At 66.2% G+C, this 11,012-nt stretch carries 10 protein-coding genes; 5 read left to right on the plus strand and 5 right to left on the minus strand.

Features of this window, described 5'->3' with window-relative positions; genetic code table 11:
* Positions 1 to 33: 33 nt before the first annotated feature.
* Entirely contained in the window at positions 34 to 528 is a 495-nt protein-coding gene (locus MKK54_RS01200) for a DUF427 domain-containing protein (protein WP_244008688.1), read from the plus strand.
* 42 nt (positions 529 to 570) lie between these two features.
* On the opposite strand, the gene MKK54_RS01205 is transcribed toward MKK54_RS01200, so the two are convergent.
* Positions 571 to 2,082, minus strand: coding sequence for a Hint domain-containing protein (locus MKK54_RS01205; RefSeq protein WP_244008689.1), 1,512 nt, complete (start codon positions 2,080 to 2,082; stop codon positions 571 to 573).
* A gap of 536 nt (positions 2,083 to 2,618) precedes the next feature.
* Between MKK54_RS01205 and MKK54_RS01210 the strand changes: the two genes are divergently transcribed.
* From MKK54_RS01210 to MKK54_RS01220, 3 genes are all read left to right on the plus strand, one after another.
* Positions 2,619 to 3,131, plus strand: coding sequence for a phage tail protein (locus MKK54_RS01210; protein WP_244008690.1), 513 nt, complete (start codon positions 2,619 to 2,621; stop codon positions 3,129 to 3,131).
* The gene (locus MKK54_RS01215; RefSeq protein ID WP_244008691.1) at positions 3,128 to 3,613 is read left to right on the plus strand and encodes a GNAT family N-acetyltransferase; all 486 of its coding nucleotides are present in this window, start codon (positions 3,128 to 3,130) and stop codon (positions 3,611 to 3,613) included. The genes MKK54_RS01210 and MKK54_RS01215 overlap by 4 nt, the downstream gene beginning before the upstream one ends.
* Before the next feature lie 150 nt (positions 3,614 to 3,763).
* The gene (locus MKK54_RS01220) at positions 3,764 to 4,990 is read left to right on the plus strand and encodes a serine hydrolase domain-containing protein (protein ID WP_244008692.1); all 1,227 of its coding nucleotides are present in this window, start codon (positions 3,764 to 3,766) and stop codon (positions 4,988 to 4,990) included.
* A gap of 144 nt (positions 4,991 to 5,134) precedes the next feature.
* On the opposite strand, the gene MKK54_RS01225 is transcribed toward MKK54_RS01220, so the two are convergent.
* Together MKK54_RS01225 and MKK54_RS01230 are read right to left on the minus strand one after the other, a co-directional pair.
* A complete protein-coding gene (locus MKK54_RS01225) occupies positions 5,135 to 5,809 on the minus strand; it encodes a DUF2147 domain-containing protein (protein WP_244008693.1) in 675 nt (224 codons plus the stop codon).
* 330 nt (positions 5,810 to 6,139) lie between these two features.
* A complete protein-coding gene (locus tag MKK54_RS01230) occupies positions 6,140 to 6,349 on the minus strand; it encodes a hypothetical protein (RefSeq protein ID WP_244008694.1) in 210 nt (69 codons plus the stop codon).
* Positions 6,350 to 6,840: 491 nt separating this feature from the next.
* Here MKK54_RS01230 and MKK54_RS01235 point away from each other — a divergent pair, with 491 nt between their 5' ends.
* A complete protein-coding gene (locus MKK54_RS01235) occupies positions 6,841 to 7,095 on the plus strand; it encodes a pentapeptide MXKDX repeat protein (RefSeq protein ID WP_244008695.1) in 255 nt (84 codons plus the stop codon).
* A 695-nt stretch (positions 7,096 to 7,790) separates the two neighbouring features.
* On the opposite strand, the gene MKK54_RS01240 is transcribed toward MKK54_RS01235, so the two are convergent.
* Complete coding sequence (locus MKK54_RS01240; protein WP_244008696.1) at positions 7,791 to 8,480, minus strand: glycosyltransferase family A protein; 690 nt, start codon at positions 8,478 to 8,480, stop codon at positions 7,791 to 7,793.
* A gap of 10 nt (positions 8,481 to 8,490) precedes the next feature.
* A partial coding sequence (locus MKK54_RS01245) for a glycosyltransferase family 4 protein (protein WP_244008697.1) occupies positions 8,491 to 11,012 on the minus strand: 2,522 nt, incomplete at its 5' end.

Raw genomic sequence — 11,012 nt, forward strand, 5'->3', positions numbered from 1 at the left:
TCCGCTCACCCGATCCTCGCAAGGTTCCGCGCCATGTGGCCCACCCCGATCCCGCCCGGTCCGAACGAGGAGAGCGTCTGGGCCTATCCGCGTCCGCCTGCCCTGGAATCCGTCGCCGCGCGTCTGCGCGTGGTGCTGGGCGGGCGGACCATCGCGGACACCCGCGCGGGCTTGCGCGTGCTGGAGACGAGCCACCCGCCGACCTATTATTTTCCGCCCGGCGACGTGGCGGCGGGCGTGCTCGGTCCCGCCCGCCGGGCCGGGATCTGCGAGTGGAAGGGCCGTGCCGTCCTCCACGACGTCGCGGCCGGGGACCGCCGCGCCGAGGGGGCGGCCTGGGCGTATCCCGACCCGACCCCGGATTTTTCGGATCTGGCCGGCTACGTCGCCTTCTATGCCGGCCCGATGGAGGCCTGCTTCGTCGGCGACGCGCGGGTGACGCCGCAGCCCGGAGGCTTCTACGGCGGCTGGATCACCCCCGGCCTCGTCGGCCCGTTCAAGGGCGGCCCCGGCAGCATGGGCTGGTGAGGCGGACCTCCCGCAATCCGGGCGCCGCGTATCGAGGCCTCATCAGGCGCGGCGGCGGATCTCCGACAGGTCGATCACGCCGGCCGTTTCTCGCGGGCCGACCCAGCGCGGCAGGGCAGGGCGCGCCAGCGTGAGGCGCAGGAAGAACACGCCGCGGCAGCCCTCCCAGAGGGCGGCCGGCAGGGTGGCCGCGCCGTCCGTCCAGCGCCAGCACGCCCCGGCCTCGTCCCCCTCGGCGGGGTGGAGGCCCGCCCCGAGACGCGGGTCGTCGAGGGCGATGGCGCGGGCACCCGTCAGACCGTCGTCGATGGTGAGGCCACCGAGCGAGACCCCGAGGCGGCGATCGTCGGAGGAGCCCGGCAGGACGTGGGCCGGCACGCTGGTGTCGGAGACGAGGCGCACGTCCCGCGCGTCCGCCGGCAGCACGAAGCGGGCGGTGAGATCCGCGACGTCGGGGCGGATCACCGCGCCGTCGGCCACCACGTGCAGGCCGGCGAGCGATTCGTCGACCAGCGACCAGCCGAGGGTCCCGGCGCGCTCCTCCAGGCGGGCGCGCACGAGGTCGACCAGCGCGCCGTCCTCGTGGAAGGGCCGGCAGAAGGCGAGCGGACCCTCGGGCCGGGCATCCGGCAGCGCTGCCCGATCGGTGACGCCGGCATCGGCGAAGAAGGCACGGTTGCCGCAATCGAGGTAACTCTCGGCGGGCAGGTTCTCGGCGAGCAGGATGTCGTGGCCGTCGAGTTCGACGTGCCAGTAGGTGACGTGCTCGACCGCGACCTGGGTGATGGTGGTGCCGTTGACGAGGCGGATGGCGGGGATAAGCACCTCGCCCATCAGGTCGACGCAGATCGCGTGGGCGGGCGAGACCAGGAGGTCGCGGGCGGGCTTGCCCGGTCCGAAGGCCCCCGCGGCGATGCGCACGGGCAGGCGGTCGGCGCGGCCCCGGCAGGGAAGCGTGCTGCGGCCGATCCAGCGGATCGGCCGCTCGGCGCCTTCAGCCGTGACGGCGAGGTCGCCCACCGTCAGGTCCTCGACCGCGACCTCGCCGCGCGCGGTGCGGATGCGCGTGCCGGTGACGTAGCAGGGCACGTTGGAATCCGCCGCGTCGAAGGTCGTGGCTTGAGACGCCGTCCCGTTCGACTGGTAGATGAAGTTGGTGTTGGAGGTGCTCTGCTTGGAGATGCGATAATCGGTCCCGCCGGCCGTGAAGGCGAAGCCCCGGTTGTCGATGCCGTAGATGCTCGCCTTTCCGCTGCTGGCGGTACCGCCGTTGCCCTGCGTGTCGTTGAGCCAGAACACGTTGTCATACGTGCCGGCCACACCGCCGCCATTCGCGGCCCCGTCATTCGTCAGGACATTGCCGCCCTGCGTCGTGTTGTTGGACGCAAGCAAACCGGTGATGGTCTGGCCGTTGAAGCTGCCGCTAATTCCCGTGATCGGGTATCCCTGGAACGATCCGTTCGCGCTGTAGGTATACAGCGTCGTCGTATCGACGGTGAGCGTGATGACGCCCGTAAGCCCGTTGGTCGTGAACTCGTAGGTATAGTTAGCCATACGCGAATTCCCGTAACTGTGCGCACGTTCACATGACGTCAGCAATGTGTGGCGGGTAGTCGTATAGTCATTACAAGATTCGAAACCTCATGGGAGAGGCCGGATTTCGATTTCGCGAGAAATCGAACATCTGTTGCGCCAAAGAGACAATCTCGGGTTGTGGCAGAAATTTGGCGATCACATTTTTATGCTTCCGGTGCAATCCAGGGTGACAAGCGGCACCGCATCTGTCTTCATGATATCGCCGGGCGCGGGCGCCCTCGGCGCGAGACCGATCCGCTCGGCACACGTCGTGTCACCGCGTTCCGAGACGAATTTGGTTTCCGGACGTCGACTTGGGGCTTCGCCTGCAAGGCGGGGCCGGCCCTGTCGATCGCGTATATTGCATCAATCGGGACAATAGATCGAACACGAAGTCTTACAAGACGCGAAGCCTTCGCGTTCGACGACTTGCATTCAAAGACATTGGCGCGATCGACGATCGATCGCGCGCCTATTCGGGGGAAACGATGGATCCATATCTCGGCGAAATCAGGATGGTCGCCTTCAATTATGAGCCCCAGGGCTGGGCCTTCTGCAACGGCCAGCTTCTGCCGATCCGAAGCAACACCGCGCTCTACACACTGCTCGGCGTCCAGTTCGGAGGCGATGGAGTGAACACCTTCGGCCTGCCGGATCTCCGGGGCCGTGTCCCGGTCCATCAGGGCCAGGGCGGCGGCCTGCAGCCCTACGCGATGGCCCAGCGCGGCGGCGTCGAGAGCGTCACGCTGCAGGTCTCGCAGATGCCCGCCCACACGCACGCGATGACGGTCGACGCATCGACCGGCCTGACGAACGCACCGTCGGGCAACAACCTGGCGCAGACCGAGAATCCGGTTGGAGACGTCCCCTTCAACAGCTTCACAACGGGCAATCCGGCCAATCCGGTCCAACTGAGTGCCGGCACGCTCGGCCCCCAGGGGGGCAGCCAGCCGCACGAGAATCGGCAGCCCTACCTGACGGTGAACTTCATCATCGCGCTCCAGGGCATCTTCCCGCCTCGGCAATGACGCAGCCGGCGGATCGGCGTCCCGAGGGCCCGGCGGACGCCGAATTCCTGTTCGCCCTGTTCGCCTCCGTCCACGGCCCGCCTCTGGTCGGGCTGGCCCCTGCCTTGCGCGACCTGCTGCTGCGCCAGGGCTTCGCGGGGCAGCGCATGACCTACCGGGCGCGCTATCCCGGTGCCTGCTTCGACGTGGTGGAGCGGGCCGGTACGGCGATCGGGCGGATCGTGACCGATCGGGGAAGCGACGCGCTCACCCTGGTCGACATCGCGCTCCTGCCCGCCCGGCGCGGGCGGGGGGTTGGCACGCGGCTGCTCGGCGAAACCATGGAGGCGGCGCGCGCGGCCGGCCTGCCGCTCCGCCTCTCGGTGAGCACGGACAACGCGCGGGCGCAGCGCCTCTATGCGCGGCTGGGTTTCACCACCCTGCGGGCGGACGACCTTCAGATCGAGCTCGTCTGGGTTCCGCCGGGCGCGGCCCGCCCATAGCGGCGACCGGCCACGCCCGGGCGCAAGCGAATGCTTTGCCCCGGCCCGGCCCGGCGCTATGCCGGGAACGGTTGGCCGGAAACGGCTGGCCGAGATCTGTTGGCCAAGTTCGATTGGCCGAGTTCGGTTGGCCAGGACGGAGCGGGGTTCATGCAGGGTGAGATCGATGGTGAGGCGCGGGCGCTCGGGCTCTGCCCGGATCGGCTGGAGCGCATCGACGGCTGGATGCGGCGCAACGTGGACGAGGGCCGGGTCGCGGGTCTCTCGGTTATGCTGTCCCGTGGCGGCCGGACCGGGTTCTTTCGCGCCCATGGCCGCGCCGACATCGCCCGCGACGCCGCCTTCGCCCCCGACACCATCGCGCGCATCTACTCGATGACGAAGCCGCTGACCTCGGTGGCGGTGATGATGCTCTACGAGGAGGGCCGCTTCCAGCTCGACGACCCGATCACCCGCTTCCTGCCGGAGTTTTCCGACCTGCGGGTGCTCACCGGCGGCAACCGCGCGAAGTACGACAGCGAGCCGGCCCGGCGCCCGATCACGATCCGGGACCTCCTCACCCACACCTCCGGCCTGACCTACGGCTTCATGGAGGCGACGCTGGTCGACGCGCTCTACCGCCAGAACGGGGTGGATTTCGGAGAAGCCCAGGAAGCGAGCCTCGCCGAGGTGGTGGGCCGGCTGGCGCGCCAGCCGCTCCTCGCCCAGCCCGGCGCGGAGTGGAACTACTCGGTGGCCACGGACGTGCTCGGGCACCTCGTCGCAATCGTCACGGGGCAGGACTTCGCCGATTTCCTGCGCCGGCGGGTGATCGCGCCGCTCGGCATGGTCGACACGGATTTCCATGTGCCCGCCGACAAGCTGCCGCGCCTAGCCGCCAATTACAGCCTGTTCCGGGACCGGACCCTGAAGCTCTACGACGATGCCGTCGGCAGCCGCTTCGCACGGCCGCCCGCCCTCGCCTCGGGCGGCGGCGGCCTCGTCTCGACGGCCTCCGACTACATGCGCTTCTGCCGCTTCATCCTGGGGCGCGGCGCCCTCGCCGGCACCCGCCTCCTGGGGCGCAAGACCGTGGATCTCATGCTGGCGAACCATCTCGACGGGGATCTCGCCGCCATGGGCCAGCCGCGCTTCTCCGAGACGGCCTATACGGGCATCGGCTTCGGACTCGGCTTCTCGGTGATGCTCGACCCGGCCCGGGCCCAGATCGTCGGCACGCCGGGCGAAGTCGCCTGGGGCGGCCTCGCCAGCACCGCCTTCTGGATCGACCCCGCCGAGGACCTCGCCGTGGTCCTGCTGACCCAGCTCATCCCCTCCTCGGCGCTGCCCTTGCGCCGGGAATTGCGGGTGCTGACCTACGCCGCCCTGGTGGATTGAGACCGTCCCCGCCATCTCGAAGGGAGCAACCGGTCCGAGGCTGCCCGGACTGAAACGAAGCACGCCGCCACCCGGTGCGGGATGGCGGCGTGCTTCGTTCAGGCGCGGGCGAAGTGCGACGGGGCGACATCGTGGAGATCCGCCCTATTCCTCGACGGGTGCCGCCGCCGGAGCGGCCGGGCCCGGCTTGGCCGCGCCCTTGGGCGCTGCCTTGGCCGTCCCCGTCGCGGCGGGTGCGCCGGCCGGGGCCTTGGCGGCGGGCGCCCACTCGGCATCCGCGCGCGGGCCGCCCGGGCCATTGGTCGGGCCGGTGAGCTGGCCCGGCACCACGTCGTTCACCCGGTTCCAGGTCTGCGAGCCGCAGAGGAAGCCGAGCAGGCAGCCGCGCACCGACAGCTCGGTCGGCTGGTCGGACCACATGGTCACGTCGTAGAACTTGCCCTCGTCGGCGTTGTAGATCTTGCCGCCGTAATGGCCGTCCGGCTGCGGCTTCAGGCCCATGATGAGCTGTAGCCCGAGGGAGGGACGCGCCTGCTTCTTCGGGTCGGGGTTCTTGAAGTCGATGCGGGGCTGGCCCTTGTCGTTCAGGGGCACCTTCAGCCAGACCACGTAGCCGCACAGGTTCGTATTCTGCGGACCGCACTTCTCGGTGCGGATGCGGGCGCGGCCATCCTCGGTGAGCCAGGTGCCGCTCGCCTCGTTCGGCGCGGCGGCCAGGGCGAGGCCCGGCAGAAGGGCGGCGGCGAGCCCGGCGAGCGGCGCCAGCCGGCGCAGCATCGGCCGACGCGATGCGCCCACGATGATCGATCGATTCGTCATGCTTCCAACAACCCTCATGCGCTCGCCCTGCGGCGACCCGCCATCGCCCACTGGGGCTCCGAGCGCCCGTCACGTGATGCCCCGCCATCCGATGCGAAGGTGACGGGATCATGGCCGGCGCCCAACCCCGGACGCGAAAAGGGCCGGTGCCCACGGCACCGGCCCTTCCCAAATGAGATTCCGATCGGACCTCGGATCGCCGTGACCGTGGCCACGGCCCGCGCCGACCGGGTGCGCGACGGGCGACTGAGTGTCTCTCAAAAAAACTCCCGCTGCGCCGCCGTGCCCAGAGTGAGGACCGACGGTGGTCGGGAGTTGTGTGAGGCACTCTTACTCGGCGGCGCTCATCTCGGCAGTGAAGTGACCGCACCAATCCTTGGACGCCACCACCGGCCACAGGCCCGGGGATTTCGGCTCGGGCTGGCTCACCGGCGGATTGAAGCGGCACAGACCCTCGTCACCGACGGCCTGGCCGCCGTTGAGCTTGTGATCGTCGAAGAAGCGGCAGCTCTCGCAGGCTGCGCTGGTGTTGCTGGCCATGGTGTTTTCTCCGGGTCGGACGCGCCCGCGTCCCTGCTGTTCTTAATTAGAACAACTCCAATGAAGGGTCAATCGCCGATTCCGCGTCCGGTTCCCCGATCCACGCGGCGGCCCGCCGAAACGTGCCGTCTGCCGGGTCAGACCGGCGTTCGCCGGGAGACCGGGAACGATCAATCAGGGAGATCGCCCGACGGCTCATCCGGTCGAGGCTCCGCTCCCGGACATCGGACATCGGACGTGGGCGCGTCGCTCGATGCGGCCTGGCGAACCGGGTGGCTCGGGCGGCCTTACAGCCCTGGCCCGCCGCAAGGGGAAGGCGCTCCCGGAACCGCCGGCGACGGTGCGCGGCGCCATTGCACGGGCGGCGCGCGCCCGCACGGAAGAGCACGACAGAATTTTCTCCCCGACCTGTAACCGGGAGGGATTTCTCTTCGAAACACGTCGCAGTACCGGCCCGATGTTCGGTACGTACCAGTAAGGATCACCTTCACATGAGCACTTTCCTCCGCGTCGCCGCCGCCGTCGTCCTCGCCACCGCCGTTTCCGGCGCCCCGGCCTTCGCGGTCGATTCCATGGCCAAGGACAGCATGGCGAAGGACTCGATGGCCAAGGATGGGATGAAGAAGGACGGCATGGCCAAGGATTCGATGGCCAAGGATTCGATGGCCAAGGACAGCATGTCCAAGGACTCGATGAAGAAGGACGGCATGGCCAAGGACTCGATGGCGCCCGCCAAGGCTCACTGAACAGGCCCCTCGGCGGGTCGCGGCGCGAAAGGACCCTACGTCCCGTCCTCGGGTTCGAAGTCCGAGGACGGGATGACGGTTTCCATGCCACTGCGGCCGGGCTTCGATGCCGCGGCACGGCTTGCCCTGGCCAGGAGTTCACGACGCCCGGATCGGGCCCGCCGCCTGTGCTCGGCACGGTTGGGCCGCGCTCCGGGGCGTCGGACAAGGCGGAACTTTCGTTTCCGCCCCGGCCGGCCTCTTCGGCGCGACCGGCCCGGCCCGCGGCACGGGAGCCGGGTTCGTCATACCTTGCTGGATCAGGTGATGAACCGGCCCCTGGCCGGGACCGACGAGGCGGGCGCTCCCGCCTGAACCGAATCCGGTCGAGAACCTCCGACGACACACGCGTGAGAACTGGCTCGACAAGCGGATCTTCGCCGCAGACCGGATCTCCTCAGGATGTGATCGTCGGCCCTCGTGGCTCCGGGGACGATGTCGAACACGCGAGGCGTGATGCTCGGCCTCGATGAGTCATGCTCACCGAGGTCCGGCATGAGACGCACGGGCCGCGGGTTCGAATGCTGCGGGATCGATGCCGCACGGATGCGAAGGGCCCCGGTCGACGAAGGCTGAAAGCGAGGCCGAACCTGCCCTGCCTGCGGCCACGCCACGGTTCGCGACACCTCGCCCGCTTAGACACGCATGGAATGCGCCTACCCGCGTCGGGGCATCGACAACGGACGCACCAGGGCGTCCGATTGCTCGACGCGGCTCATCTGAGAGCTGGACCTGCGTCTTTTGAAGTGGATCGTATCCGTGACCGGCTTGTGTGGGATGCCGGCGGCATACGTAAGCCTGTTCCAATCCCAGTCCTCGTGCCCGAAGCCCTGCGCGAGATCGTTTGGTCTGAAAGGAAACTCTCGATACAATTCGATCGGCCCAAACGACAGGGCATCCCAATAATTTCCCCATTGCAGATAGTTTTCATCGAACAACGCGCCTTCAGAATCGATGTGCCACCAGAGGCATCGTTCTTTGCCGAAGGTCACGTTACATTCGGAATGCCAAAAAACGTTCGGGCGACCCCGGCTCGCATTCCAAGCATTCGCAAGCCAATTGAACGACCAGAGGTCGTCCGCATCCAGAAAGGCCACATAGCGTCCATTGGCGTAACTCACGCCGTGGTTCCGCGAGGCGCCCGGATCGCCCTCGTCGACCTGGATGATCCGGGCCACCTTTCCGAGTTGCGATTCGAATAGACGCTTCGTCAAAGCGTCGGGTCGATCCAGAACGACAATGATCTCGGATTGGATCTTGTGAGTTTGTTGGGCGTATTCGATCGCCTGGAGCGCGCTCTTGATCGTCGGACCGATGATGACACCTTCGCGATGACCGGTGATCACGACTGAAATCTCAGACATCCGACAAGCCCACGATGATGGAGGAAACCCGGTCCTGATAGGTCGTGAATTGATGGCGCGTCCGAATGCGGTCCTGCAGCGCCCGAGCCCGGATCATGCGTTCCTCGCCTTGGCTCAACATCTCGCGAATGGCGCGGACATACGCTGTCGCTTCCTGGGACGCTCGCACGGGCCAGCCGGTCTCATCGTCGATCAATTCGGGGACGCCTCCAACTGCGCTTGCGACGATCGGCATGCCCACGGCCGCGCATTCGATCAGGATCGTCGGCAACCCATCCCAATCGGACGTGTACAGCCAGCCGTCAGCCTCCTCCAAGGGAAGCTCGCTGAGATGCTTGAATGGCGGGTGAAGCACGACGTTGTCGGGCATCTGGCTCAGATCCGGTGCCTGATCGAGGACGGCTTTGCCCCAGCACGCGAACTGAATGTCGGGCATCAGGTCCGCGATCTGGAGAACGAGATCGAAGCGCTTCTGGCGATCGAGCCGGCCTCCCCAGAGGAGGAGCGGTTTCCGAGGCTGTTCACGGGACGCGATGCCATCCGCGACGACGGGCTCGGCGGAAACGGCACTCATCGTCGGCGTGTAGACCGCGTGGACACGGGCGGCAAGCTCGTCGGTGAGACAATATCTCTCGCAAAGCTGACCCCTCAAGTGATCGTTATCGGTGATCGCCGATGTCAGATAGGGGAGAATGTTGGAGAAGAACCAGATCGGATAGCCGACCTCCATGCCGTCCTTGTCTCTGTCCGCGCAAAAATAGTATGCATGGAGACGCTTGTCATAGCTCAGCTGTTTACCGAATCTTTCAAACAATAAAAATCCGGTGCGGCTGTTCACATTGATGATGTTCTCAGCGCCGCTGGCGCGCAGGATCTCATAGAGCACGCGAACGCGTCGCGTTTCCGGGAGCGCATTGAGGTAGACCGACAGATCGATGCTGGTCGCTGCGTCGGGGAACCAGTCCGGGCGGGCCCAATCCGACTGTTCCGTCCTCAGGATCAGCGTACGTCCCGACGCAACCAGGCTCCTGGCGAGAAGCCCGCCCACGTAATCGGCCCCCCCGAGCTTGCAGAAAGGCATCAGAATGACGCTGTCGAATGTTTGATTTTCCAAGATTTCACGGATGGATTGGAAATCCAGATACGCCTGATCATGGTAGGGGGGAACCAAGGTCAGGTTCGTATACCAATCCAGCAAGCCGATTTCCGGATCGATGGCACTGGCTCGCGAAAATATGTCCTTGACAATATCCGTATCGGGAAAATCACTGACACGCGTCAGAGAGGTCTTCATTCCATTGACGTCGGCCGACTGCGCAATGCGCTTGTAGAAACGATGGGCTCCGGTGTTCCGCGGATGGAACAGGGTTGTCGTGTACCCACTTTCCACGCGCATCGATTTGACGAATTGTCGTCCTTCGTTGATGCCGTGACAAATGAAGTGCTCGAATAGCCATCCTGGATATGCAGCCAACTCGGCGTTCAGATATAGATAATCATGGTCGTTGTAAAACGAATTTGGAGATATCTTATTCTCCACGCCGTATGACAGCCAATGTTCGAAAGGCGTCGTGCTTCTTGTATCGAAAGATACGCCTAGATCTTGTATTGTATTCATATAATGGGTGGCATCGAACATCGGCCCCGGCGCGAATCCGGACGGCATTCCGGAAACGATAAAATGGATGAGCAGGTGGGCCCGCGATATTGGGCCCTCTATTTTGGCCTGCTCCCGATAATATTCGGGAGAAAACATGTGCAACACAAATCGATTCAGAATTTTGTGCTGAACCGGGGGCCTTGATGGATAGAGAATAGGCAGGATCTCAAGAATACCTTGGGAGACGACGCGATCTATTCCTACGGCTTGCGCGGCAAACCACTCTCGATCCGAGGCATGTCGTCCCTCCATCCGACCGAACGCGAGGTAATGGTCGAGCGGATCCAGGCCGGACGCGGCGACGTCCGGATTGTTGGCCAAGTAGAAGGCCGGATCGAAGTCCTTCGGGGCCGCCACGGGTTCGGACGGTCGCAGCGGCCGCCCCTCGAACTGGCCGAACTCGAGGTAATGCTCGAGTGGGTCCAGGCCGGACGCGGCGACGGCCGGATTGGCGGCCAAGTAGAAGGCCGGATCGAAGTCGGGGGAAACCGGCTCGGGCTCGGGCGGTCGCAGCGGCCGCCCTTCCACCCGACCGAACTCGAGGTAATGCCCGAGCGGGTCTAGACCGGATGCGGCGACGTCCGGATTGGCGGCCAGATAAAAAACCGGATCGAAGTCGGAGGGGGGCGGCTCGGGCGGTCGCAGCGGCCGCAAGGGCCTACCTTCCACCCGACCGAACTCGAGGTAATGCCGGAGCGGGTCCAGACCGGATGCGGCGACGTCCGGAGTGGCGGCCAGATAGAGCGCCGGATCGAAGTCCGAGGGGGCGGTCGCGGGCTCGGGCGGGCGCAGCGGTCGCCCGTCAATGCGGCCGAACTCGGGGGAATGCTCGGTCTGTGACGTGCCGGTGCGGG

This window comes from Methylobacterium sp. J-068, assembly GCF_022829445.1.
Classification (GTDB): domain Bacteria; phylum Pseudomonadota; class Alphaproteobacteria; order Rhizobiales; family Beijerinckiaceae; genus Methylobacterium.